General features: G+C 41.3%; 22 protein-coding genes. 11 read left to right on the forward strand and 11 right to left on the reverse strand.

Going from position 1 to position 26,574, the window contains the following annotated elements:
* Positions 1-28 precede the first annotated feature (28 nt).
* Positions 29-1,492 (reverse strand): peptidoglycan DD-metalloendopeptidase family protein, encoded by a 1,464-nt coding sequence (locus G3R48_RS01280; RefSeq protein WP_153661041.1) that lies wholly within the window; start codon positions 1,490-1,492, stop codon positions 29-31.
* A 126-nt stretch (positions 1,493-1,618) separates the two neighbouring features.
* Here G3R48_RS01280 and tyrS point away from each other — a divergent pair, with 126 nt between their 5' ends.
* A complete protein-coding gene (tyrS, locus tag G3R48_RS01285; protein WP_153661039.1) occupies positions 1,619-2,818 on the forward strand; it encodes a tyrosine--tRNA ligase in 1,200 nt (399 codons plus the stop codon).
* Positions 2,819-2,977: 159 nt separating this feature from the next.
* Here tyrS and G3R48_RS01290 read toward each other — a convergent pair whose 3' ends face one another.
* The 7 genes from G3R48_RS01290 to gltB form a co-directional block, all read right to left on the reverse strand.
* On the reverse strand, positions 2,978-3,454 hold the full coding sequence (locus tag G3R48_RS01290; protein ID WP_212593171.1) for a nuclear transport factor 2 family protein: 477 nt from the start codon (positions 3,452-3,454) through the stop codon (positions 2,978-2,980).
* A gap of 4 nt (positions 3,455-3,458) precedes the next feature.
* Positions 3,459-4,082 carry a trimeric intracellular cation channel family protein gene (locus tag G3R48_RS01295; protein WP_212593192.1) on the reverse strand — a complete coding sequence of 208 codons (624 nt, stop codon included), beginning with the start codon at positions 4,080-4,082 and terminating at the stop codon, positions 3,459-3,461.
* Positions 4,079-4,456: a DUF2721 domain-containing protein gene (locus G3R48_RS01300; protein WP_212593193.1), complete on the reverse strand. Its 378-nt coding sequence runs from the start codon at positions 4,454-4,456 to the stop codon at positions 4,079-4,081. Before G3R48_RS01300 ends, G3R48_RS01295 begins: the two co-directional genes overlap by 4 nt.
* 90 nt (positions 4,457-4,546) lie before the next feature.
* Positions 4,547-5,539 carry a cobalamin biosynthesis protein gene (locus tag G3R48_RS01305; RefSeq protein ID WP_153661032.1) on the reverse strand — a complete coding sequence of 331 codons (993 nt, stop codon included), beginning with the start codon at positions 5,537-5,539 and terminating at the stop codon, positions 4,547-4,549.
* Between the two features lie 36 nt (positions 5,540-5,575).
* Positions 5,576-6,268, reverse strand: a complete 693-nt coding sequence (locus tag G3R48_RS01310) for a 5'-methylthioadenosine/adenosylhomocysteine nucleosidase (protein ID WP_153661030.1) — start codon at positions 6,266-6,268, stop codon at positions 5,576-5,578.
* Positions 6,269-6,606: 338 nt separating this feature from the next.
* Positions 6,607-8,013: an FAD-dependent oxidoreductase gene (locus G3R48_RS01315; RefSeq protein WP_153661028.1), complete on the reverse strand. Its 1,407-nt coding sequence runs from the start codon at positions 8,011-8,013 to the stop codon at positions 6,607-6,609.
* Between the two features lie 6 nt (positions 8,014-8,019).
* Positions 8,020-12,468 carry a glutamate synthase large subunit gene (gene gltB / locus G3R48_RS01320; RefSeq protein WP_153661026.1) on the reverse strand — a complete coding sequence of 1,483 codons (4,449 nt, stop codon included), beginning with the start codon at positions 12,466-12,468 and terminating at the stop codon, positions 8,020-8,022.
* A 518-nt stretch (positions 12,469-12,986) separates the two neighbouring features.
* Between gltB and mnmL the strand changes: the two genes are divergently transcribed.
* From mnmL to oxyR, 3 genes are all read left to right on the forward strand, one after another.
* Positions 12,987-13,907: a tRNA modification radical SAM protein MnmL/YtqA gene (gene mnmL / locus G3R48_RS01325; protein ID WP_153661024.1), complete on the forward strand. Its 921-nt coding sequence runs from the start codon at positions 12,987-12,989 to the stop codon at positions 13,905-13,907.
* A gap of 278 nt (positions 13,908-14,185) precedes the next feature.
* Complete coding sequence (locus tag G3R48_RS01330; protein ID WP_153661022.1) at positions 14,186-14,551, forward strand: Hpt domain-containing protein; 366 nt, start codon at positions 14,186-14,188, stop codon at positions 14,549-14,551.
* Positions 14,552-14,697: 146 nt separating this feature from the next.
* Positions 14,698-15,609, forward strand: a complete 912-nt coding sequence (gene oxyR, locus G3R48_RS01335; RefSeq protein WP_153661020.1) for a hydrogen peroxide-inducible genes transcriptional activator OxyR — start codon at positions 14,698-14,700, stop codon at positions 15,607-15,609.
* A 242-nt stretch (positions 15,610-15,851) separates the two neighbouring features.
* Here oxyR and G3R48_RS01340 read toward each other — a convergent pair whose 3' ends face one another.
* Both G3R48_RS01340 and mutH read right to left on the reverse strand, forming a co-directional pair.
* A complete protein-coding gene (locus G3R48_RS01340; protein WP_153661018.1) occupies positions 15,852-16,859 on the reverse strand; it encodes an adenylate/guanylate cyclase domain-containing protein in 1,008 nt (335 codons plus the stop codon).
* A 268-nt stretch (positions 16,860-17,127) separates the two neighbouring features.
* Positions 17,128-17,799, reverse strand: a complete 672-nt coding sequence (mutH, locus tag G3R48_RS01345; protein ID WP_153661016.1) for a DNA mismatch repair endonuclease MutH — start codon at positions 17,797-17,799, stop codon at positions 17,128-17,130.
* A 730-nt stretch (positions 17,800-18,529) separates the two neighbouring features.
* On the opposite strand from mutH, the gene rppH reads away from it, so the two are divergent.
* The 3 genes from rppH to G3R48_RS01360 all read left to right on the forward strand — a co-directional run bounded on the left by rppH (position 18,530) and on the right by G3R48_RS01360 (position 22,183).
* On the forward strand, positions 18,530-19,048 hold the full coding sequence (gene rppH, locus G3R48_RS01350) for an RNA pyrophosphohydrolase (RefSeq protein WP_212593172.1): 519 nt from the start codon (positions 18,530-18,532) through the stop codon (positions 19,046-19,048).
* 24 nt (positions 19,049-19,072) lie between these two features.
* Positions 19,073-21,313 carry a phosphoenolpyruvate--protein phosphotransferase gene (gene ptsP, locus G3R48_RS01355; protein WP_212593173.1) on the forward strand — a complete coding sequence of 747 codons (2,241 nt, stop codon included), beginning with the start codon at positions 19,073-19,075 and terminating at the stop codon, positions 21,311-21,313.
* 69 nt (positions 21,314-21,382) lie between these two features.
* Positions 21,383-22,183, forward strand: coding sequence for a sulfite exporter TauE/SafE family protein (locus G3R48_RS01360; RefSeq protein WP_212593174.1), 801 nt, complete (start codon positions 21,383-21,385; stop codon positions 22,181-22,183).
* A 123-nt stretch (positions 22,184-22,306) separates the two neighbouring features.
* On the opposite strand, the gene G3R48_RS01365 is transcribed toward G3R48_RS01360, so the two are convergent.
* Positions 22,307-23,158 (reverse strand): thymidylate synthase, encoded by an 852-nt coding sequence (locus G3R48_RS01365; RefSeq protein WP_153661014.1) that lies wholly within the window; start codon positions 23,156-23,158, stop codon positions 22,307-22,309.
* 446 nt (positions 23,159-23,604) lie between these two features.
* On the opposite strand from G3R48_RS01365, the gene nhaA reads away from it, so the two are divergent.
* The 4 genes from nhaA (at position 23,605) to G3R48_RS01385 (ending at position 26,563) form a co-directional block, all read left to right on the forward strand.
* Positions 23,605-24,774 (forward strand): Na+/H+ antiporter NhaA, encoded by a 1,170-nt coding sequence (gene nhaA, locus G3R48_RS01370; RefSeq protein WP_153661012.1) that lies wholly within the window; start codon positions 23,605-23,607, stop codon positions 24,772-24,774.
* A 1-nt stretch (position 24,775) separates the two neighbouring features.
* Positions 24,776-25,168 carry a hypothetical protein gene (locus tag G3R48_RS01375; RefSeq protein WP_153661010.1) on the forward strand — a complete coding sequence of 131 codons (393 nt, stop codon included), beginning with the start codon at positions 24,776-24,778 and terminating at the stop codon, positions 25,166-25,168.
* 195 nt (positions 25,169-25,363) lie between these two features.
* Complete coding sequence (gene nhaR / locus G3R48_RS01380; RefSeq protein ID WP_153661008.1) at positions 25,364-26,296, forward strand: transcriptional activator NhaR; 933 nt, start codon at positions 25,364-25,366, stop codon at positions 26,294-26,296.
* 18 nt (positions 26,297-26,314) lie between these two features.
* Positions 26,315-26,563, forward strand: a complete 249-nt coding sequence (locus G3R48_RS01385) for an FAD assembly factor SdhE (RefSeq protein ID WP_153661006.1) — start codon at positions 26,315-26,317, stop codon at positions 26,561-26,563.
* The last annotated feature ends 11 nt before the right edge of the window (positions 26,564-26,574 follow it).

Raw genomic sequence — 26,574 nt, forward strand, 5'->3', positions numbered from 1 at the left:
TGTTTAATTCTACTTTAAATTATGTGGATTAAAGCTCGCTAACATCATCGTCAGTGTCACTGGGTTGTGCTGCAAGCTGTTGTTGCTGTTGCGTTTGTAATTGCGCCATCAATTGGGTACTTAATAAAGTGAAGTTGGCTTTTTCAGCACTGGCAATCGCTTGTGATTTCGGTAATTTAACGGTTCTAGGGTTGCGGTGAACCCCGTTAACGATAAATTCATAATGTAAATGCGCGCCAGTGACGCGACCAGTGCGGCCCAGCGTTCCAATAATTTGCCCTTGCTTAACCGATTGACCTTGTTTGACGTTACGTTTGTTTAAGTGCAAATACTTGGTGGTGTAAGTGTCATTATGTTTAATAAAGACATAATTACCATTGTATTGATTGTAGCTTGATTTAATCACTCGTCCGTTACCAGCGGCCTTAATTGGCGTGCCGACTGCGGCAACATAATCAACGCCGCGGTGGGCTCTTACTTGTCCTGTCACTGGATGTAAACGCTTAGGGTTAAAGTTAGAACTGACATATTTAAAATCAACGGGTGAGCGCAAAAAGGCTTTACGCATACTGCGACCACTTTCTGAATAGTATTCACCATCGGTATAACGTATAGCCGTATAACGGTCACCTTGGTTATAAAATTCCGCGGCTAAAATATTGCCGTCGCGCATAAACTGGCCGTCGGCATATTGCTGCTCAAAGATTAACGCAAAACGATCACCTTTACGGATATCTAACGCAAAATCGACATCCCAACCAAAAATGTTGGCCAATTGCATAATATGGTTAGCCGACAATCCTGCACTGGCAGCAGCGTTCCAAAAGTTACTGCTTATATTGGCTTGCGTAAATGCGTGGCGCACTTCGAGCTGTTTTTTAGTGATGTTTTCTTGATATTTACCGTCAGATTTTTGAATCGTTAGTGTAGATATTTTATCCATTTGGTAACTTAACTCAATAAACTGATCATCGTGAGTTTTGGTGATTTCAATTTCTTCGCCAGGCATAATTTTAAGTAAGTTCTTTTTTGCCAGCGGTAACTGAGTGATGTCATAAACATCTTTTGGTGTTAAACCTGCGCGTTTAAATAAGCCGCCTAAGGTATCGCCTTTTACCACTTGGTAGAATTTGGTTTTATGATTACTGACGACCGGTTCAACGGTTTGATTGATTAATGGTTGTTGGGCAATTTCAGATACAGTGGGATGAGTATTATTTGCCGCTGATAATGTGCTATCAGTTTGGTCTGAAACACTATTTTGTTGTGATGCTTGAGACGGCGGTGTGGGCCTACGTTGTGATAAAGGCACTTGGAATTGTGCATTAGATTCAGATAATGACGTCGGCGCGTTTATTTTACCTGTCTGTCTTGATGCTTGTGCGTCTTCAGAGGGCAACATCAAAATAATGAGGCTAAAAACGGCAAGGAAAGTGAGTGCTAGTTGGTGCGCTTTTGGCAGCAATTTAAATAAAGTGATTAGCTTTGCCATTGACTCAAGTACCAATTCTCTTTTTTAGTTATGATCTCCTCAGTGTACACTCTTTCAATTGCTGTGGCTAACAAGTAACATAGACCTCTTTATTTTTTAGTATAGGCTCTGGGAGTTGCAGCGCAGATGGCTGAGTTAGATCAAGTATTGGCAGAGATTAAACGTGGTACAGATGAAATATTACTGGAAGCGGATCTGGTTGAGAAATTAAAAGAAGGGCGTCCACTGCGCATTAAGTTAGGTGCAGACCCGACCGCGCCAGATATTCACCTTGGCCATACGGTTATTTTGAATAAATTACGCGCTTTTCAAAAGTTAGGCCATGAAGTTATTTTCCTTATTGGTGACTTCACGGGTATGGTCGGCGATCCAAGTGGTAAAAATACTACGCGCCCACCGTTAACCCGCGAAGATGTTTTAGCAAATGCTGAGACCTATAAAGAACAAGTTTATAAAATTCTTGATCCCGCAAAAACTCGCATTGAGTTCAACTCTAGCTGGTTAGAAAGCTTAGGTGCTGCGGGCATGATCCGTCTTGCATCAAAACAAACGGTTGCGCGCATGATGGAACGTGATGACTTTAAAAAGCGTTATGGTTCAGGCACACCTATTGCCATTCATGAATTCATGTACCCATTACTTCAAGGCTATGATTCAGTTGCGTTAAACGCCGATGTTGAATTAGGCGGAACTGACCAAAAGTTCAATTTATTGATGGGCCGTGAATTGCAAAAAGCAGAAGGTCAAAAACCGCAAACCGTGATCACCATGCCACTACTAGTGGGGTTAGATGGTGTGAAGAAAATGTCTAAGTCGGCGCACAACTACATTGGTGTGAGTGAGCCTGCAAATGACATGTTTGGTAAGATCATGTCGATTTCTGATGATCTTATGTGGAGTTACTTTGAACTATTGTCATTCCGTCCATTAGAAGAAATTGCACAGTTTAAAGCTGATGTGGCTAACGGTACTAACCCGCGTGATGTAAAAATTGCTTTGGCAAAAGAAATCATTGCCCGCTTCCATGACGAAGCACAAGCACAAGGCGCACATGACGAGTTTATTAACCGCTTCCAAAAAGGCGCATTGCCAGAAGACCTTCAAGAACTGACCTTAACAGCCTCTGAAGATGGGTTAGCAATTGCTAACTTACTTAAAGATGCTGGTTTAGTTGGCTCGACCTCTGATGGTATGCGAATGATTAAGCAAGGCGCTGTAAAAATTGACGGTGAAAAAGCAACGGATACCCGTCAACGCTTTGAAGCTGGCTTTAGCGCGGTATTCCAAGTTGGGAAACGCAAATTTGCTAAAGTGACCCTAAGCTAACATCGTCATAGTATTGATGACTGCTTCAGATTTGATTTAACTGATGCAGTAATATTACGATTAAAAAAACCAGTCAATTGACTGGTTTTTTTGTGAGTGCTGCAAATACGTTTAAAGACCATCGTTACAGTAATAAAGGTGCTTACTTTGAAAAGTTAATTACTGTGAGGCAAGTTGATCTGACATGGTTTGATAATCCATTAAATCGATATGCTCAACAATACGTTTTTTATCCATATCAAATTTCAATGTCGTGACACCAGGCACTGCAATATCAATCACTTTCCCGGGTTTACCGTATTGCTCACCTGGGCCGCGTAACCGGTATGAGCCAATTAACACCACTAAAGAACCATTATTAAACATGTGGTCAACGTCAAATCGGTATTCTAAAACGCCGCTATGAGCTCGGGTAAAAAACGCTAAAATGTGGCGAGCACCTTTGTATTTTACATTGGCTGTTTTGTCATAAAACAAGCTGTCACGAGAATAAAATGTACGTAAAATTTTATAATCTTGATGGGTAAGCGCATGAATGTATTGCATGGCATATTGCTGCGCTACCGGCATGTCACCAAAATTGTTGGCTTTGACTGGAATAGATAAAAATAAAACAAGCAAACAAAGTAAACGCACAATATTATCTCTTGGTTTTTAAATCGAAAGCGGGTAAAGACAGTTGCCAACGAATTGCACTGAGTCGAATGATTAACGTGCTTAGCATGGCTAATAGCATTGCCGTGATAGATTCAATGCCCGTGTGTAAACATAGGGTAAAGCAAATGCCACCGACAATAGATGCCGTTGCGTAAACTTCGGTTCTTAAAATCATTGGTACTTGGCGGCAAAGTAAGTCTCGAATAATGCCCCCTCCGACTCCCGTGATCAATCCCATAATAACTGCAGACATGCCTGATAATCCAAGAGATAGAGCTTTTTCTGCACCAATCACAGTGAACAGAGCCAGACCAAAGGCATCTGCTGTGGGTAATACAAGGTTAGACAAACGATAAGGCTTGCGGATAAAAATCAAACACGCTAACACGGTGATTAATGTCACCGTCACATAATTAGGATCGGTTATCCAAAATACCGGTGTAGCACCGGTAATGGCGTCGCGTATTGTACCGCCACCGACCGCGGTGACTGCGGCAAGGACAATTACCCCAAAAGGGTCCATTCTATGTTTCCCTGCAGCTAAAGCGCCTGAAAGCGCAAAAACCGCCGTGCCGCACAAATCAAAAAAGTAAATCCAATCCATTATTTGCTCATTTCTTTAAGATGAATATTTAATGCATCAACCGAAATATGGATTTCAATCACCGATAAAATCAGTGAATACAATAGAAATAACAAGCTAAAACCAAATACTAATGAACCGGTTTTATTAAAGCCGATATAAATAAAAATCATGCACACGACACATAATGCAAAACTGGTCACGCCAGCTTCTTGCATGCGTTTAATGATGGTAATTCGTCGACTTAAGTTTTTTAGCTGATCGCTATGCAGTGGCGTTTTATCTTGGCTCAACTTACGAATAAGTGCCGCTAAGGAGAAAAACCGATTGGTATAAGCTAATAACAGCAATGATATAGCCGGAAATAATAATGCGGGAGTCGTTAACGACACATGAATATTATCGAACAAAAGAATACCTTTTAACACTAATTGAATAAGCAAAACCAACAAAAATAGGGCGCAGATAATACCCTGTTTTTAACAAAATTACATGTGCTGTAACCATTTTAGTGCAAACCAGATTAATGGTAATAACATTGTCAGAATTAACCAAAAATAAAATGCCGGTGAAATCAATTTTTCAGCCAATAAAATAGCACTGCTATTGGGCAGGTGTGTACCGGCAAGTTTATTTCGTGCAACTCGGGTTATGTTGTCTTGATGAATAAACTGCTGTGGGCCGCCAAGCTCAATGTTTAATAATTGTGCCCCTAAGCTATGACAGGCAACATCATTGTTTGGTTGCTGGCTTTGTAGTTCTATTTTTAGGGCTTTAAAAGGGGAGCGCCCGAGCGGTAAAGCTAATGTGATTAGCCATAAGCACTTTGGAATAAAGAATAATAACCGATTAAGGCTAAATACCAACGCACCAAAGGTTGTGAATTGAGGATGATAACTTGGCCAACTTAATTCCAATTGGCGTAATAATTTGGCCGCAACAACTAAGGGGAGTCCACCGATAAGAAAAAACAATATGACACTCATAAAACCATATAACGGACTGGTTAATTGAAGCTCAATGGTAGCTTTGCTTATGCCAACTTCAGAGAGTGCATCCGTTCGGTAATTGGCATGAATGGCGAGCTTTTCACGGGCTTTGGTTTTATTACCTTGGTGTAAGTAGCGTTGAATGATTCTGGCGGTTTGACTGAAGCTTAATTCGGGTAAGCAAAGGTATAAAACTATGAACTTAAAAAACCAAGGGAAAGCGGCAATAGAGATGAATAAATGACACACCAATACAATTGGGATAATCAGAATTAACGTGGCTAAAATACCCGCAATTTGGCGTTGATTGTTCGGTCTGTTGGAACGATTTACTTTGCCGGCAAGTAAATCAGCTATTCGTTGAACGAGTTTTAGCGGTTGATACTGCGCGGCAAGCGGGGCGTAGCGTGCACAAATTAAGGCAAAAAATAAGATGACACAATCTTGCAGTAAACTGCCGTCTTGAGCAATGAGAGTGGCGAGGTTGTTCATCTTATTTGCTGCTTTAAGGTGTTTAGAATAACTACATTATAGTTGTTGCAGGAGTGCGATAACCATTAATGCTGAGTGATGTCCTGCTTTAACAATATAGGTGTCAAAGTCAACGGCTGAATCATCGTTGGCGTTGTCAGACAATGAGCGGATAACCACAAACGGCGTGCCAAATTGGTGACAAACTTGTGCAATAGCAGCCGCTTCCATTTCACAGGCGGCCATTGTTGGAAAGTTAGCTAACATCACTTTAGTGCGCTCAGGGTCGCAGATAAAGCTATCACCGGTACAAATAAGTCCTTCAATTGCTTTTACTTCACCAAGTTCGGCTACGGCTTTTTTGGCCGCATTTACCAAGGCGGTATCAGGAATAAAAGCGGCAGGTTGAGAGGCCATTTGGCCGATTTCATAACCAAATGCGGTCACGTCAACGTCGTGATGACGCACTTGTGAGGAAATCACTATGTCGCCAATGGCTAAGTCTTTTACAAACCCGCCAGCAGAACCGGTGTTGATGACGCTGGTGGCGGCAAACTTTTCGATAACTAAGGTTGTTGCAATACTGGCTGCCACTTTACCAATGCCAGAGCGAGTGACCACCACGTCTTTACCGGCAATTTGTCCACTCACAAATTCAATACCTGCAATGGTGGTGTGCACTGGACTTACAATTGCTTGCATTAGGTGAACCACTTCTGGTTCCATTGCGCCGATAATAGCGATAGTCATAAAATTGCCTTACATGTCTGTTGAAATATGGCGCTAATATATCACGCTGATAAACGGATAGGAAAATTGCACAGCTTGCTTTGATGTTATGATGAGCTTGTTGGGTATGTTTTCAATTAAATTGCGAACAAAGGCACATATTGGTTTTATTCACACGTCTCTTTTTAATGTTATCTGCGCCATGTTGGCTTTAGCATCTGCTCGAATGCTGTGATGATAATCCGTTAAAAAGTGACGTGCTCAAAGCAATGTTTTTCAGTAAAACTGACCTGTTAACAGCAAAATCCGCCAATAAAAAACGCCGCATTTAGCGACGTTTCTTCATTACAGGTAATTACTTAATCGAGGTAATTTAAAATACCTAACGCAGCATCTCGACCTTCTGCAATCGCTGTGACGACAAGGTCTGAGCCGCGCACCATGTCTCCGCCAGCAAAGACTTTTGGGTTAGTGGTTTGAAAAGGGTTGTCATCAAGCTTACTGGCTTTTACTAATCCCCATTCATTTGTTTCAATTCCAAATTCGCTAAACCAATCAGCAGGACTTGCTTGGAAACCAAATGCAATAATAATGGCATCGGCATTTAGTACCTGTTCACTGTTTGCAATGGCCTCTGCACGTTGGCGGCCACTTGCATCGGCTTCACCCATTTGTGTTTCTACGCATTCAATACCAACGACCTGGCCATCTTGAGTTTTAATGGCAATAGGTTGACGATTAAATAAGAAGGTGATGCCTTCTTCTTTCGCGTTTTGCACTTCACGCACCGAACCTGGCATATTGTCTTCGTCTCGACGATAAGCACAAGTGACGCTTTTTGCCCCTTGGCGCACTGCGGTTCTCACACAATCCATTGCTGTATCACCACCACCGAGGACAACAACGTCTTTACCCTCAAGGCTTAGATAAGGAGTGGCGCTGTCTTGAGTTCCCATTAGGTGATGGGCATTACCAATGAGGTAAGGCAAGGCTTGAATAACACCTTGTGCATCTTCATTTGGCAGACGCGCTTGCATTGCGGTGTAAGTTCCCATGCCCAAAAATACTGAGTCATATTGGTCAAGTAGACTTTGGAAGCTAATGTCTTTTCCTACGGTAACGCCCATTTTAAACTCAATGCCCATGCCTTCAAGCACTGAACGACGAGTGGCCATGACTGACTTATCTAACTTGAACGATGGGATACCATAAGTTAGCAAACCACCAATTTGAGGATATTTATCATACACCACCGCTTGTACGCCATTACGCGCCAAAATATCTGCACAACCTAAGCCCGCAGGGCCTGCGCCAATAATCGCCACACGTTCTTTACGTGGTGTTACCTTGCTCATGTCTGGTCGCCAACCTTGAGCAATCGCGGTATCAGTAATGTATTTCTCAACATTACCAATGGTGACCGAACCAAAGTCTTCATTTAAGGTACAAGCACCTTCACACAACCTGTCTTGCGGGCAAACACGACCACAAATTTCAGGTAAGGTGTTGGTTTCATGTACTAAATCAGCGGCTTCTAAAATGCGGCCTTGCTTAGCAAGGCTTAACCAGTTTGGAATATAGTTATGCAGTGGGCATTTCCATTCACAATACGGGTTACCACAATCTAAGCAGCGGTCAGCTTGTTCAGCTACCTGTGGCTGCAAAAACGGCTGATAAATTTCGATAAATTGAGTCGAGCGCTTTTTAGCTTCATGCTTCGTTGGATCAACGCGGCCCACTTCGACAAATTGAAAGTTATTATTCATTTTGTTTTACCCCGCCTTAACGACTAATTCTGGATCTTTATGCGCAATTTTAAGCAAGTCGGCAACGGCAATGTTTTTAGGTTTAACCAGTACAAAGCAGTCAATCCAGTTTTCAAAGTCGCTTAAAATCATGTTGGCATGTTCACTGCCAGTTTCTTGCAAGTGTGTTTGGATAAGCCCTTTTAAATGGTTACGTTGTATTGGCGTATCCACTTTTTGTGTATCAACAAGTTCAGTGTTCACTCGGCGATGGAAGCGGCGGTGTTGGTCAAAGACATAGGCAAAGCCACCTGTCATACCCGCACCAAAGTTCACCCCTGTTTTACCAAGTACCACAACAATGCCGCCAGTCATGTATTCACAACCGTTGTCACCTAAACCTTCGATTACCGCAATTGCGCCTGAGTTACGTACGCCAAAGCGTTCACCCGCTTTACCCGCAGCAAATAAGTGTCCACCCGTTGCGCCATACAAACAGGTGTTACCCATAATGGCACTGCGTTCACTTTTAAATGGGCTACCAATGGGGGGATGAATGACAATTTTACCGCCAGACATACCTTTGCCGACATAATCGTTAGCGTCACCACATAACTTGAGATCTAAGCCTGGACTATTCCATACCCCGAAGCTTTGACCCGCACTGCCGTTAAAGCTAAGCGATAAGGTTTGTGCCGCGCCGTTAACGCCGCATTTACTCGCGATATAGCCTGACAAACCTGCCCCTACTGAGCGGTCGGTGTTGTTGATGCTATATTGAGACGAAAAAGCTTCTGCGTTATCAACTGCGTGTTGGCAATCTGTCACTAGCACTTGGTTTAACTTGCCAGGGTCTGATGGCGGGTTAGTTTCTTTCCAAGTGATAGCACTGCCTTGTGGCACTTGTGGTTGATACAAAATGGGGGCTAAATTTAAACCAAGCTGTTTCTGTGTTGTGCCTTCAAGCGCTTCTAACCAATCACTGCGTCCCACCAATTGTTCAAATTCAGTGACGCCCAGTGCCGCCATGCCTTCTCGAACTTCACGGGCTACAAATTCAAAGTAGGTGACAACGCGCTCAGGTAAACCGTGATAATGGTTTTCACGTAAATTCTTGTCTTGGGTTGCGACGCCGGTTGCACAGTTATTTAAGTGACAAATACGTAGGTACTTACAGCCTAAAGCAATCATAGGTACTGTGCCAAAGCCAAAGCTTTCGGCGCCTAACATGGCCGCTTTAATGACATCGTTACCGGTTTTTAAGCCACCATCTACTTGCAAACGAATTTTATGACGTAAGCCATTTGCTACCAGTGATTGATGGACTTCTGCTAAGCCAAGTTCCCAAGGTGAGCCTGCGTATTTGACTGAGGTGATAGGACTTGCCCCTGTACCGCCGTCATAACCTGATACGGTTATCATGTCGGCGTAGGCTTTTGCCACACCGGTGGCAATGGTGCCGACACCAGGCTCTGAAACCAGTTTGACTGACACTAATGCTGTTGGGTTGATTTGTTTTAAATCGAAAATTAATTGGGCTAAATCTTCAATTGAATAAATGTCGTGATGCGGCGGCGGTGAAATTAATGTCACGCCAGGACGTGCATGACGTAAACCTGCAATCTCTACGCTCACTTTATGGCCCGGTAGTTGTCCGCCTTCACCCGGTTTTGCCCCTTGCGCCACTTTAATTTGCAACACTTCAGCATTTACAAGGTAATGCGCGGTGACGCCAAATCGACCAGAAGCAATTTGCTTGATGGCTGAGTTTCGTTCTGAATTAAAGCGCGCAGGATCTTCTCCGCCTTCACCTGAATTTGAACGACCGCCTAAACGATTCATCGCAATAGCCAGAGCTTCATGAGCTTCAGGACTTAGTGCACCAATACTCATTGCTGCACTGTCAAAGCGAGGGAATAAGTTGGAGGCCGCTTCTACGCTATCAACACTGACTGCTTGTTTGTCTTGCTTGATGCCGATTAAGTCACGCAATGTCGCCACTGGACGTTCATCGACCAGCTTGGCAAATTGCTTGTATGTGGCAAAGTCTTGATTTTTTAATGATGTCTGAAGCGTATTAACTACGTCAGGGTTAAAGCTGTGATACTCACCACCTTCAACATATTTGAGTAATCCACCTTGTGGAAGCGGTGCATGGGCCCTAAATGCATTTTTGTGCAGTGTACGTTGATCGGTGGCAATATGTTCAAAACTCACGCCTTCAATCCGGCTGATAACGCCTTTAAAGCATAGCTCTATGACCTCACTTGATAGGCCGACAGCTTCAAATTGCTGACTGCAACGATAAGAACCAACGGTGCTGATCCCCATTTTAGACATGATTTTGCGCAAGCCTTTTTCAATACCGTAACGGAAGTTAAGCATTAAGTTTGAGGTTTGCTCGACATCATGTTGTTTCGCTAACGCTGAAATTGATTCATAAGCAAGATATGGATAAATGGCCGTAGCACCAAAGCCAAGTAGCACGGCAAAGTGGTGTGGGTCTCGGGCTGACGCGGTTTCAACGATGATGTTGGTGTCACAACGCAGACTTTGGTCAACTAAGCGTCTTTGCACAGACCCAACCGCCATCGCGGCAGGAATGACTTGCACTTTTTTGCCTACCGCGCGATCCGATAAAATTAGCAACGTCGTACCACTACGAGCAAGACGTTCTGCTTCATCGGTAATGCGATTAATTGCTTGTTCTAGACTTTCGCTGTCATCGTAATTTAAATCAATGGTATTGGCGCGATAGTAATTGCTATCAAGTCCAAGCAGTTGGTTGAAATCACTAAATAATAAAATAGGTGAGTTAAACATCACCCGATAGGCATTGCCGGTGGTTTCGCAAAATAGGTTTTGTTCACGTCCAACACAGGTAGCTAATGACATCACGTGTTTTTCACGTAATGGGTCAATAGGTGGGTTTGTTACTTGGGCAAACTTTTGGCGGAAATAGTCATACAGTGAACGGGATTTTTTCGACAACACAGCCATTGGGGTGTCATCGCCCATAGAACCCGTCGCTTCCTCGCCTTTACTGGCTAGTACCCAAATAACTTGTTCAAGTTCTTCGCGGCTATAGCCAAATTGTTTTTGATATTGCAGCAAGGTTTTTTCATCAAAGCGGCTTGCACCTTGTTGAGTTTGATCAATATCTTCAGCAGGGGTTAGGGTACGGCTGTTTTTTGCCATCCACTCTTTGTATGGGTGACGGCGTTTTAAGTCATTATCTATTTCAAATGACGGATAAAGCTTGCCGTTTAAGGTATCTAATACTAATAACTCACCGGGTCCAACTCGACCTTTTTCAATAACCTCATCAGCGGCGTAATCCCAAATACCCACTTCTGAAGCTAAGGTTAAAATACGGTCTTTGGTGATCACATAGCGTGATGGGCGTAAACCATTACGGTCAACAGCACAGGCTGCATGACGACCATTGGTCATCACAATACCGGCAGGGCCATCCCACGGTTCCATGTGCATAGAGTTAAAGTCATAGAAAGCTTTTAACTCATCGTCCATTTCAGGATTTGATTGCCATGCAGGTGGAATAAGCAAACGCATCGCACGATATAAATCCATCCCACCAGATAACAGCATTTCGAGCATATTATCGAGTGATGAAGAATCTGAACCTTTTTCGTTAACAAACGGCGCAGCTTGTTGTAAATCCGGCAGTAATGGTGAGCTAAATTTGTATGCACGGGCGCGAGCCCATTGACGATTACCAGTAATGGTGTTGATTTCACCATTATGGGCAAGGTATCTAAACGGCTGCGCAAGTGGCCACTTAGGTGAAGTATTGGTAGAAAAGCGCTGGTGGAATAAACAAATGGCACTTTTTAAGCGTAAGTCAGCTAAGTCAGTATAAAAGGAAGGTAAGTCAGCAGGCATTAATAGCCCTTTATAGACAATTACCTGCCCAGATAAACTGGCGATATAACAATCTTTTTCATTGGTTATTTGTTGCTCTAAGCGACGACGGGCCATATAAAGACGACGTTCTAAGTCTTTTTCGCGCCAACCGACAGGTGCATTAATGAGCACTTGATAAATTTGCGGTAAACTTTCGCGGCCAATCTCACCTAATACATCAGGGTTAATCGGTACTTTTCTCCAACCAGCGACACCGAGCGTTTCACGTTGTAGTTCTTTTTCTAAAATGAATTTCGCTTGTTCTGCTTTTTGTTGGTCTTGGCTTAAAAATACCATTCCGACAGCAAAGTTACGGCTAAGGTGCCAGTCGTTTTCGACAGCAACAGCCTTAAAAAAATCTTTTGGCATTTGCATTAGCAAGCCACAGCCGTCACCTGTACGCCCGTCTGACGCAATACCGCCACGGTGTTTCATGCGATCTAAGCCATGAATTGCAGTGCGTATTATGCGGTGACTCGCTTCACCATCCATTTGTGCAATTAACCCAAACCCACAATTGTCTCTTTCGAAACTGGGATGATATAAGCCCATACAAACCCCCTAAAATCTCAATAAATATACGACAACGGGGTAAATGAGAAATATTCCATATATATGCACCCGAACCTCTAAAATTAAACCGAGAACGTGCAAAGGTCAAACCATAAAAATGGAAGTAAATGAAAATTTATTACATATCACAGACAAATTAACATCATTCTTACGTTAACGTAAACTGTCACATTGTTCATATAACATTATGAATAGAAAGAATTTTTGTAAATAAAGCGTAAAAGTGTGATCCGGTTATAAATTTTCAGTTGAATTGATTTTAAAATAGGAATAGTGAATTTTATTTCAAGTACAGTTTTTGTGATTAAATTTAAAAAAAATGTATAAGTATTCATTTTTACTGCGTGCGGATAACTGTTTTTGTTTAAAACAATGATCGTTTATCAAAATAAAAGTACGCATTGTGGGATAAAACAACAATTTTTTTGATATAGAGCCATGTTTGTTGTTTAAGTATTCTCTAAAATTGCGCTCTTTTTTGTTGTTTGTGGAAACCAATGGGCTTAGATGATTACGTAAATACATTCGGTGCAGAATGTAAACGTCGATATGGCGGTCGGATTAAAAAACTGACCATTGATGCGGCATTTACTTGTCCTAACCGAGATGGTTCGCTAGGTAAGGGAGGGTGTACCTTTTGTAATGTCACCTCTTTTAATGAACAACAAGGTCAAGGGCAAAGTATTGCTGTGCAATTACAGCAAGGGAAACAAAATTTATTGCCAAGTGCTCGTCAGTCAAATAGTCAATATATTGCCTACTTCCAAGCCTATACCAGCACTTATGATGAATATGCGTTATTAAAGCAACGGTATGATGAAGCCTTAGCTGATGCCAATGTCGTTGGGTTACATATTGGTACTAGACCAGATTGTGTGCCAGATGAGGTATTAGAGTTGTTGGTTGAATACCAACAACGTGGCATTGATGTGTGGCTTGAACTCGGCCTACAAACCGCTAACGACCAAACGTTGAAGCGTATTAACCGTGGTCATAATTTTGCTCAATATAAAGATACTGTTGAACGGGCACATCTTCGTGGGCTCAAAGTATGTACTCATTTAATTTTAGGTTTGCCGGGTGAAACTCATGCTGATTATACCGATAGCTTACAACAGGTACTAGCGGTTGGCGTTGAAGGATTAAAAATCCACCCTTTACATATTGTGCAAGGGAGTACCATGGCTAAGCAGTGGCGCTATGGCTCTTTAGAAACGATCAGTAAACAAGATTATGCCCGAAGTGTTGCAGCCTTAATTAGGCAAACGCCCAAAGAGATTATTTTTCATCGTGTGACGGCATATGCTAAGAAGCCGATGTTATTAGCACCAGATTGGTGTGCGTTTCGATGGGAAGGGTTAGTGGCGATTGTTGATGAGTTAAGACTTAAAGGCGGACAAGGGAGTGATTTAAATTAAGTTTTTAACTCAAAATAAACATATAAATAAAATGCATGTTTATTAGGCTGTAATTTTTATCTGTAAAATCAAAGGGTCAAATGTTACTAGATGTTCAAAGGGCGTATTATTTGAATGTTTTTTGAACGCTGGTAATCAACTGTTTTCATCAGTGTTAATGATTTGTGATTTCTTATGGGCTATTTATCTATGTGACTCTTACAGTGGTTGCATAGGCATATTTAGTGAGTATGATATTGCTATATCAAAATTTACACTTGTAATTAGAGGTGCCCATAATGGCCATGACGCAATTAGATACTGTATTAGATCTCAACACACTAGAGCAATACATTAGTGCCATTGGTGCTGGAACGCTTTTAAAAAGTGTGGTGTTGTTTGAACAACTCATGCCCGAGTATGTTGGTAGCTTAGTCAAAGCAAGTGAAGCTAGTGACAAAGACACATTATGTGCAGAAGCACATAAGTTTAAAGGTGCTGCAGGTTCTGTTGGTCTTAAACGTATTCAACAATTAGCTCAACACCTCCAACACGGCGAAGAAGCGTCTTGGGAACAAGAACATCAAAGCTGGTTATCCACAATTGTTGAGCATGCTGAAGGTGATTTACAGCAACTAAAGCTTTTTTTAGAAGCGAAGTCTTAAATACAGCGCTAGTTGTTTATTTAAATAGAAAGCTCCTGTTAGGGGCTTTTTTTATACCTTGTTAATGACATTTGTGATCTATTAACTTGTTTCAATTGCCTTTTCAATTCATTATTTCCATTAAATATTAATTGGCAATCGATTTAATGAAAAACCTTCCCAGCTTAAAAAATCTTTACTATTTGATTAATCTGCATCAAGAGCAAAACTTTAATCGTGCGGCTAAAAAGTGCTTCGTGAGCCAGTCTACCTTATCTAGTGGTATTCAAAACCTAGAAGAACAGCTTGGATTTCAACTGATTGAGCGTGATCATAAGTCGTTTATGTTTACCGCAACGGGAGAAGAAGTCGTTGAAAGGGCGCGTGGTATTTTAACGAATGTGGAAGACTTGGTTGAATTGGTGAGAAGCCAAGGCGAGCCAATGACTGGGGAAATTCGGTTAGGTTGTATTCCAACGATCGCGCCTTTTCTATTAAGTCGAGTGGTAAAATTGTGCCAAAAAGATTATCCCGAAATGAGCCTATTGCTTAAAGAAGACACCACAGAACGATTATTAGATGCACTTGGTAAAGGGGAGTTAGACTTATTAATTCTTGCGCTACCTGTCGACACCAGCGGTTTTCATAGCATGAAAGTGGGGATTGATCCCTTTAAAATGGTTATCCACAAAGAGCTCTCAATGGATGTAGCTCAACCGATTAATTACCAAGAAATGCCTGATGAAAGTATTTTTTTACTACAAAATGAACATTGCATTACTGGCCATGCAATCACCGCTTGTCAGCTGGGCAATAGCGCGAAGATAAACCCTTTTGCTGCGACCAGTTTGCATACGTTAGTGCAAATGGTAAACAGTAAATTAGGAACCACATTTTTGCCGCAAATGGCTATTGATGCAGGCATTTTACATGATACAGAATTGAAAATAATGACCCCGCCGGGAGAGTCTCCTTATCGAGATATTGGCTTAGTTTGGCGTCAAACGACTAGCCGTATCAGTACCTTTAGAACATTAGGTTTAGCTATTCGTGAGCAATTGCTGCAGCAGCCTGATTAACCGCTATCGATGCCATTACTTAAGCCCTCTTGTGCTAATGTGTTTCCTAAGTCATGCATCATAGAGGCTTTGGTTGTTAGTGATGGTAATTATTCGCACACGATAAAAACCAAGTTGGTAAAAGCAAGATTTCTGTTAAGTGTAAAGTCTTTCAATTACTTTCTATAGGGAGGTCATTGTAAGAGCGGGGTATTTAAAGCGAGATTATCGCTCATTGGAGTGAGCGATTTGTCATTAAGAGATTATCTTGGGGTCACGCCGTAAACTTCCGTTGGATATTGCTTACCCTTTAATACAATCGGCCCAAGACTATCAACATTATATTGTGTGTTATCGTTTTCAAGTAACTGAAGTAAGTCACCTGAAATAAGCATACGTTGGCCTAATGGGTTACACTGGTCTTGCAAGCGAGCAAGGGTATTAAGTACATCACTAAAGAAGCTAATTTCTTGTTTATGCACCCCAACCACCGCAGCAACAACTTGTCCGCAGTGAGCTGCAGCTTTAAATTTGGGCACAAATCCATATTGTTCTTCAAAATAATTTCTTTGCCAGTTGAGCTGTTGACAAAATTCATAGTAAATATTCATGCAGCGGTCATCTTTTACACCTTCTTCTAACGGCCAGTGGATTAACACTGCATCGCCCATATAACGGTATATTTCGGCTTCGTTATTAGTAACGGTGTCTGCAAGCATACTAAAACTGTCTTGGATCAAGCGGCTAAAGCGGTAATCCCCTAATGTTTCTGCGTGAGCCGTTGATGAGGTCATATCAATGAATAAGAATAATCGTTGCTCATATCTTGGTTGGTGATACTTTCCCATACCAATGTTTAATAAGACGCGTGGGCCGACCAATAAAGCCATTTGTTCGATAAATGCCAAGCTAACTCGCACCGCAACAAGGTATAACACCAATGACTGGAATGCCGGAGTATAAAGAATATGTGCGGTAAGCATTTGCCGCAGTGAAATCATATGGTTTTCAATTGCCCACATGTTTAAAAATTGGGTCACATATGCCAGCGTCATTGCACCAAGCAGTAAAAATAACCCTTTAAAGATAACTGAGAAAATATAGGGAAGGCGGCTGATCGCACTGACATCTGCGATGACATTTGACAGCCAATGCAAACTACCAAAAACAAAGCCCATTAACAGTGCTAAAGTGGCGAGATCGCTCGCACCAACAGCCCATTGAGGCAGTTCCGGTGCTTGGGCATAGCGAAAAAATACAAATGCAGCCATCGCGACAAACCAAGCCAGGATGGCAAAGAGTAATTTTTTTGTTTGTCGGCTCGCTTTCACAATAAAAATGGGTACTTTAGCAGATAAAATCAGGGGGCTAGTTTATAGAAAATTGTCGTTGAGCGTTAGTGGAAAGTGTGATCCAAATCAATTAGGCGGGAGAAATTAACTTCTTGTTTAACTTAATTGCTGAAAAATGTATCGAAGATAACAATTGATTGCCATTTAAAAGCTTATTTAAAGTGATATTTACTTAGATGGCATTGGTTTAACGATAAAATGCTTGTAGTAAAATTTGTTGAGTGAAGGCTATTTTTAAATAGAATCCTCGCGGGTTTGATAAGGTTGTTTGGCCTTGTTCATTAATACTTTCGGTTCTAATTCGGCTATGGGCCGCTTTTGGTCTTAACTGCAGTACTTCGCCATGCTTGGCCGTCACTTGGTCAACCTTACCAAGTGCAATCAATTCCATTATCTCTTCCCAATCTTGTTTTAATAATGCCATTTGTTTTGCTGAGGGAGTCCATAACACGGGAGTGCCGATACGGCGTTCGCATACCGGAATATGACGCTCACCCTGGACTGGGATCCACAAAATAGATTGAAGTTTATGGCATACCACGCTTTGTTCCCATGTTAAGCCGCCTATATCTGTTAAAGGTGCAACAGTGATGTAAGTTGTTTCTAACGGTTTGCCATTAGCATCAATTGGAATGGTTTTGAGCTCAATACCTAAATGGGCAAAGTCCGGTTCAGGTTTAGAGCCAGCAAGTGCTCCAAGTTCAGCTTCTATTAATTGTCCTACCCAGCCTTTCTCTCTTTTAAGATTTTCAGGAACACGCATCGCATGTTCAAATGCAATATCGCCTAGGCGAAGGCCCGCCATATTGTGCGCACGCTGCATTAATTCATCGATACTGGTTGGTGACGGGTTTGGCATGAGAACTTATCAATTGATTGTGTTTTTGTGAGCTTAGCAGAATGTGGCAACGGGGTATAAGGCAAATAAACTCGATCGCCTAAAAAAACACCAACAAAAGAGGTGGAGATAAAAGTAACCATAAAAAAGCCATTATCATACTGTTTTTAAAGTTATTTTGATTGCGATTATTTCTTTATAAAACAGCTTTTGGGGCAACTATTCGAGTTTTCCCTTAACTTTCTAACATAGTTATCCACAGATTGTTTGGATAACTCAATTAACCTAGTTGCTATAGCGAATAAAACAACCAAGGTCAACGCATTGAAACAACAATATGCGCATTTTATTGAAATTTTTCAGTTGTGTTTTGTGAATAACTATAAAAGATAAAATCTCTAAACTTATTTAATTTTTTGTTGGTTGTTTTTTGACCTTCACTACGATATTTTTATAAATAAAAATATCATGTTTGTATAATATTGATTTTATTGGTTTTTATTGATTTTCTCTCTTTGGGTTTTAGAACGTCAAAATGAACTTTTAATTTAAAACACAGATTTACCAAAGTTTCGAACAGAGATATCCACAGATTTTGTGGATAATTTATTATGGCAATGGGTGTGTCTGTTGATAAAGTCGTCAAATTACTCGGGTTATCCCATAATTGGGAGTAAATGGGGGTTTGCTGAGAAAGGTTCTTTATGAAACAATCAGATGTATTAACTATAAGTATGATTACGGAGTCCATGTGATTGACAGCGACGGTTTTCGCGCCAATGTGGGCATCATTATCTGTAACAAGTTTGGCCAAGTAATGTGGGCTAGACGTTTTGGGCAACATTCATGGCAATTTCCGCAAGGTGGTGTGGATGACGGCGAAACGCCAGAACAAGCAATGTATCGAGAATTGTATGAAGAAGTCGGTTTACGACCTGAACATGTCAAAATTTTATCCACATCGCGTTCTTGGCTTCGTTACCGTTTACCTAAACGCTTAGTTCGTCAGGACAGCAAACCTGTTTGTATTGGCCAAAAACAGAAATGGTATTTACTGCAACTTAAAAGTCACGATAATGCAATTAATCTTAACTCTTCAGGTCACCCTGAATTTGATGATTGGCGCTGGGTTAGTTATTGGTATCCAGTGAGGCAAGTTGTTTCTTTTAAAAGAGATGTTTATCGGAAAGTGATGAAAGAGTTTGCACCGACAACGTTGGCGTTGCAAACAAAAGAGTTTTACAAAAAAAGAGGTCGTCACCGCAGTTAACTGACCGCTAAGAGGATTTAACCTGTGATAAAAACCCTTCGGGATATCACTCAAGCCGTGGCCAGTGCCGCAAGTTTTGATTTAGCTTTGAAATCCTTAGTGGCGCAAACTAAGGTTGCAATGAAAGCCCAATGTTGCTCTGTGTATATTCTAGAGCAACAGCAGTTGGTGTTATCGGCCACCGAAGGTTTATCTCCTTCGGCCATCGGCCAAGTTGTTATTCCTATAACAGAAGGCTTAGTGGGGCTTGTTGCCCAGCGAGAGGAATTACTAAACCTTGCTGATGCTCCTTTACATCCGCGTTTTAAACTTTTTCCAGGTATCGCTGAAGAAGCTTACAAGGCTTTTCTTGCTGCGCCGATTATTTACCAAAAATCTGTCGTGGGCGTCATTGTGGTTCAGCAACCCAGAGCAAGGCAGTTTGACGAAGGTGAAGAAGCTTTTTTAATGACTTTAGCGGCGCAATTGGCCGTGGTATTGCGTGCACTTAAAAATAAAGCAGAGGCAATAAACAAACACCATCAAGTTGTGTTTAGAGGGGTATCGGCTTCTAAAGGTATCGCTATTGCTAAGGGCGTTGTTTTTGGCGGTGAAATCAACATTAATCAACCACAGATTGCGATTGCTGATGAATTAATTGAAGCCGAGATTACGAGGCTAAACGTAGCGATTAATGGGTGTGACGAGGTGTTATCGACACTGATCCAGCGTTTTGAAAATGAAAACGCAGCGGATGTCGCCTCTATCTTTAGTGCATTTAAATCTCTGTTAAGCGAACAAAGTTTAGCGGGCGAATATATCGATGAAATTAGAGGCGGTTGGCAGGCGGAATCGGCTGTTAGCCGAGTATCGCTACGTTACATCATTCAATTTCAACAAATGGATGACTCTTATTTAAAAGAACGTGCAAGTGATGTTCGAGAGTTAGGTCATAAAGTATTAAAACAGTTAATTGAACCTGGGCGACTACGTTTTGATTACGATGATCCGGTGATATTAATTGCCAAAGACATCGACACCACATTATTAGCTGAGTTTCCGCGGGCAAAACTTGCAGGTATCGTGACTGAATTTGGCGGAGTCAATGCTCACACGGCAATATTAGCACGAGCGCTTGGGATCCCCGCGATTGTTGCTGTCGAACAGATTTTCTCTGCCGTATCCGATAACCAACTCATGGTGTTAAATGCCAACCGCGGTGAAGTGTTATTGTCACCGACAACGGCAGTGGTAGATGAGTATCGATTATTACTTGATGCGGATATTAAAAAACAGCAACAATTTTTATCTGAATTATCCCTACCTACTGAGACTCGTGATGCTCAGCGAATTGAACTGTTTATCAATGCCGGATTAATCAGCGGGGTTGAGTCGCAACTTAGTGAAGGTGCCGATGGTATTGGTTTATATCGAACTGAAGTGCCTTTTATGTTGCAGCAGCGCTTCCCTAGTGAATTAGAGCAAATAACAGTATATAGAAAGGTATTAGCCGCAGCGGCGGGAAAAACCGTGGTGATGCGTACTCTTGATATCGGTGGCGATAAACCTTTACCGTATTTTCCAATAAATGAAGATAATCCTTTTTTAGGTTGGCGCGGAATTCGTTTATCACTTGATCACCCTGAATTGTTTTTAGTGCAATTACGCGCGATGCTGCAAGCGGCACAAAAATGCGAACAATTACATATATTACTGCCAATGGTCAGTAATCTAGATGAAATTGACAGTGCATTAGCTTATTTGCATCAAGCTTATACTGACTTAAACCTTGAGCAAAAAATTACTATTGGCAAGCCGTTAGTCGGGATAATGATTGAAGTCCCTGCATTGTTATATCAGCTAGCTGAAGTGGCTCAAAGAGTCGATTTTGTGTCAGTAGGCAGTAATGATTTAACGCAATACTTATTAGCGGTTGACCGGAATAATCCGAGTGTAGGTAACTTGTTTGATAGTTTTCATCCCGGCGTGCTAAGAGCGCTAAAAAAGGCCGTTGATGATTGCCATCTTTATAAGTTAGATATTAGCATCTGTGGTGAGTTAGCAGGCGAACCTTTAGGTGCATTACTTTTAGTGGCAATGGGTTATAACAAGTTGAGTATGAACCAAGCCAGCCTAGCGAGAGTTAACTATCTATTACGCCGAGTGCATAAGCATGAACTGGTGGGCTTATTGTCTCAGGTATTAAAACTGTCTAATGCAACCCAAGTTAAGTCCACGGTGTTGAGTTTTATTGAGCAGCGACAGCTGGCCGATATAATTCATTAATAACTGAGGTTTACAGTAACAATGTGACTATTGGTTGGCCATAATTTAAGTAAAACTAAGGAAGTAAAAGTGGATAGTTTAATGCTTATCTTTTTGATGTGTTTAGCATTAGGGGCCATTGTTGGTTTTTTTGCGGGTTTATTAGGTATTGGCGGTGGTTTACTTATTGTACCGGCATTAATTTATCTATTGCCTTGGGCTGGGTTTGAATCGGAACAACTCACTCATGTTGCGATTGCAACGTCATTAGCGACGATTATTTTAACGTCACTTTCATCTGCTCGTTCACACCATAAAAGAGGGAATATTCCCTGGCCGCTTTTTAAATCAATCCTTCCTGGGGTTGTGGTTGGTGCCCTTTGTTCAGCTTTCATTTCAGAGCAAATTCCCTCAGATAACTTACGCCAAGCATTTGCTATTTTTGTGGTGTTAATGGCGTTGCAGATGGCATTTCAATTTAAACCAAGGCAAAGCGAAGTTATGCCTTCTTTTGCAATGATGTTCAGTGCTTCTATTGTGATTGCATTACTTGCTGGGCTAATGGGCATTGGCGGAGGAGTGATTTTAGTGCCATTTCTAAGCTATTGTGGTTTGCAAATGAAACAAGCTGTTGGACTTTCTTCAGCAACGGGTTTTTTAATCGCAATAGCGGGGACAACCGGCTATGTATTAGCCGGATTGAAAGTGCATGATTTACCCGAAGCGACACTCGGTTACATTTATCTTCCTGCATTATTAGGGATTGTCATTAGCTCAATGCTCGTTGCCCCTATTGGTGTCAAAGCAGCCAGCACTTGGCCAACAAAAGTATTGAAACGCATTTTTGCATTATTATTGATGGTCGTTGGGGTGAAGTTGATGTTCTTTTAAGGTGGACATCAATTTATGTTGAGAACGATGGTTTGGACAGTCTGTGAAAGCGCCGACTTATCTCAGGACGGGACACAGACAAATTAAAAAAGGCCTAACATTGTTAGGCCTTTTTTATTATTGCTATACCGCAAACGGGTATTTAATTGCCTCATGGTGCTCATAACCTTCAACATCAAAGTCATCTAGGGTTACCCACGTTTCGATATCTTCAAGTGACTTAATTTTGGGGTTGATAATTAACTTAGGCGCCGCAAATGGGCTGCGAGTTAATTGAATATCACGCATTGGGGCTAACTGATCTTCATAAATATGCGCGTTTACAATTTTGTGATATGCCTGACCTGGCTTCTTACCTGTGATCTGTGCCATTAGCGCCAGTAGTACGTAGACTTGGACCATATTGAAATTTAACCCTAACGGAACGTCACAGCTGCGTTGGGTGCTGTTTAAATATAAGGTGTCACCGAGTAATGAAAAATGGTGTTCATACATGCAAGGACGTAAACAACCCAGTTCAAATGCCCCTGGGTGTAAAAAAGTAAGAATTTCACCGCGATTATCGACACCATTGGATAAGTCATTGACGATGTTTTTTAATAAATCGACACTACCGCCTGTTGGTTTGGGAAATGCACGTCCTAAAGCACCATAAATCAGCCCCATATCGTCGTGGCCTTTGCGGTTAGGGTTATCTAACCAAGCTTGATTTTCGTTGGCGTTGGCATCCCATGTTTTTGTCCCTAACGCTCTAAAGTCTGCGGCATTTTGATATCCGCGTAAATAGCCTAATATTTCAGCGATGGCGGATTTCCAAAAGCTTTTACGAGTTGTGACAAGCGGAAATTGATTATTAGCAACATCATAAGTTAAGTCAGCATTGATGACGGTCAAACAACGTTTATTGGTTCGTTCGTTATTAACCCACTCACCTTTATCGACAATTCGTTGGCATAAATCTAAGTATTGTTTCATCCGCTGATAACCTAATTTGAGATTGTAAAATATCGGCTGATTATACCCAATGGACATATTGAATGCATGAGTAGATTAGCAAATTGATAATTTTGGGGGGGCGAACTTGATTGTGATTATTTATTGAGCTTTTATGTGAGTGTTTTTAAAGAAATAGTCGCGTTCAAATGTAACATTTTATGAGTAAGCTGTATCAGGAATGTGCGCTAGCCCGCAAAATAAGCCAATTTGTTTTGTATCACTTGTAACATTCATGCCGAAGTAACACTATGGTTTAGCACGTTTTTTTGTGCGCTTTGTTATTGAATATATTGAAAAAAATGCATAATTATTTTTATTTAAATAATGACACTTCGGTTTTTCCGAGTTAATAGGCAGAAAGATTCGATTATATTGGTGTTAATTGCTTGTATATGCTTAGTCACATAATGTTATTGGAGTGATTTATGGAAAAGGCAATTAGAAATTTTCTCAGCCAAGAGTCGGCTGGCGGTATTTTATTAATGGGTGCAGTTGTGTTGGCGATGATTTTTGCTAACTCGCCCGTATCAGGTTTATACCAAGGTTTTTTAGATACTGAGGTTCAGTTACGAATAGGTGCATTAGATATCGACAAACCACTTTTATTGTGGATTAACGATGGATTAATGGCGTTATTCTTTTTATTGATTGGTCTGGAAGTTAAGCGTGAACTTTTAGAAGGTGCGTTATCGAGTATATCAAAGGCGTCATTACCGACCTTTGCAGCTATCGGCGGGATGGTCTTTCCTGCATTGTTTTATTTAGCATTTAACTACTCAAACCCTGAAACTCAAGTCGGCTGGGCAATTCCTGCTGCCACTGATATTGCATTTGCCCTCGGAATCATGGCCTTGCTAGGTAATCGGGTACCTGTTGCGTTAAAGGTATTCTTACTGGCATTGGCGATCATGGATGACTTAGGTGTTATTGTCATTATTGCACTGTTTTATAGTGCTGAATTATCGATGATTAGCTTGATTGTTGCTGCGATGTCTATTGCACTGATGGTGATCATCAACCGTAAAGGGGTGTCATCATTAATCCCATATGGTTTGTTAGGCGTTATTTTATGGGTGGCGGTACTAAAGTCCGGCGTTCATGCTACTTTAGCGGGTGTTATTATTGCATTCTGTATTCCTTTACGTGCCAAAGATGGTTCATCACCGTCAGAGCATTTAGAGCATAGTTTGCACCCATGGAGTACGTTCTTAATCCTTCCTGTGTTTGCTTTTGCAAATGCTGGTTTATCATTGGCTGGCATGACCATGGCGTCATTCATGGAGCCAATTACGATAGGGATTATCTTAGGTCTGCTTGTTGGTAAACCATTAGGTGTGCTGTTGTTTAGCTGGTTTGCTGTGAAAATGAAGTGGGCTGAATTACCGCAAAATGTATCGTGGTTACAAATTGCTCCTGTAGCAGCTATGTGTGGTATCGGTTTTACAATGTCGGTGTTTATTTCATCACTGGCATTTGATGGTGCCCCTGACGCTTATGGAGATTATGCTAGACTTGGTATTTTAACCGGTTCGTTGTTAGCAGCGTTAATAGGCTACTTCTGGTTAGACAAAGTCTTACCTAAAAAAGGAGAGTAAAATGCAGCTAGTTAAATTCATTGTTCTTATGGGGGCGTTAGCAATAATGCCAACTCAAGCAGCCACTAAGGCATTTGAACAATGCCAACAAAATGAGCAAGGTACACTGTGTCAGTCATATTTAGCCGGTGTTGTTGATGGGGCATTGATGTATCGAAACGATGCCTCAGCAGCGAAAAACATTGAAGCAACTAGTTATGAAACTCGGGCACTAAAGTACCGTGCAGGTAAACGCTATAAAACGGCAAGCCAACAATATTGTGATAGTCATATAGCAAATGAAACTGAAATTATTTCGGCGCTAACTGAGCAAATTGGATTTAAAAATGTGACCAATATAAATGAACTTGAACTGGTCATAAATAGCTTGATGGATTGTCGTAACGTTAAATAAATTAGATGGTATATTTGATATTAAAAAACGCACATTTTGTGCGTTTTTTTTCGTTAAAAATTCAATAAAGACATTATCTAAATACAACGACGAGTTGATTTGAGTGATTTTATCGACTTGCTTAGCTCAAAGGCGCTGATTTCATTTGATAATGTGGTATGTTGATGCACTTAATCGCTTGTTATTGAGGAGTGTATGCAGCATTTAAATTACAATCACCTTTATTATTTTTGGATGGTTAAACGAAAAGGGTCAGTGACAAAAGCTGCAGAGGCACTTTGTCTTGCTCCGCAAACAATAACAGGGCAAATTCGAGCATTAGAAGAACGTCTAAAAGGTACCTTATTTAAACGAGTCGGGCGCAGTTTAGAAGCGACTGAGCTAGGGGAGTTAGTCTTTCGCTATGCTGATAAAATGTTTAACTTAAGCTATGAAATGCTTGATGTTTTAAATTACCAAAAAGACGAGTCTATTTTGTTTGAAGTGGGAATTGCTGATGCGCTTTCAAAGGCACTCGCTAGTCGAGTGTTATTAAGTGTTATTCCTACCGATAGTTCAATGCATTTAGCATGTTATGAAGCCACTCATAGCAGTTTAATGCAGCGGTTGCGAGAGCATAAGTTAGATATGATTTTATCTGATTGTGCTGGTCAGTCTTTAAAGTATCCCGATATTTTATCTAAAAAGCTCGGTGAATGTGGTATTAGCTTTTTCAGCTCAGAGCCGATTGATATTGAGTTTCCAACTTGCTTAGAGCATGAAAAGCTATTAATTCCGAGTAAACGCACTTCGTTAGGGCAGCAATTACATCGCTGGTTTTCTGATAAAAACTTAAATGTCAGTATCTTAGGTGAGTTTGATGACGCTGCAATGATGAAAGCATTTGGCTATTTCCGGCGCGGGATTTTTATTGCGCCGTCGATTTATCGCCATGATATACTCGCGCAAGGGATGTATTTGCTGGGTGAAACCATGGATGTACGTGAAGAGTATCACGTCATGTTTGCTGAACGAATGATCCAGCATCCAGCGGTAAAAAGACTATTAGAAACTGATTTTTCTGATTTATTTTCAGGTAATGATCAGCAAGTCCGAGCATTCGAACATAGGAATAAACAAAGTAATTAGCCGTTTAAGGAGAGACAGTTGGAGTTGATGAATATTGCCAGAGTTCGATGGGCTTGCCGTCGTGGTATGTTGGAGTTAGATGTTTTATTTCAGCCTTTTGTCGAAGCTCAATATCAAGAGTTAACGGAGACAGATAAACACACTTTTATCCGCCTGTTAGAATGTGAAGACCCAGAGTTATTTGCTTGGTTTATGGGACATGAAGTGTGTCCAGATCCTACCCTTGCAGATATGGTGATAAAAGTGCGCGGGCGCGCAATAGCTTAATTCGAACAACT

This window comes from Shewanella intestini (assembly GCF_018221465.1).
GTDB classification, from domain to species: domain Bacteria; phylum Pseudomonadota; class Gammaproteobacteria; order Enterobacterales; family Shewanellaceae; genus Shewanella; species Shewanella intestini.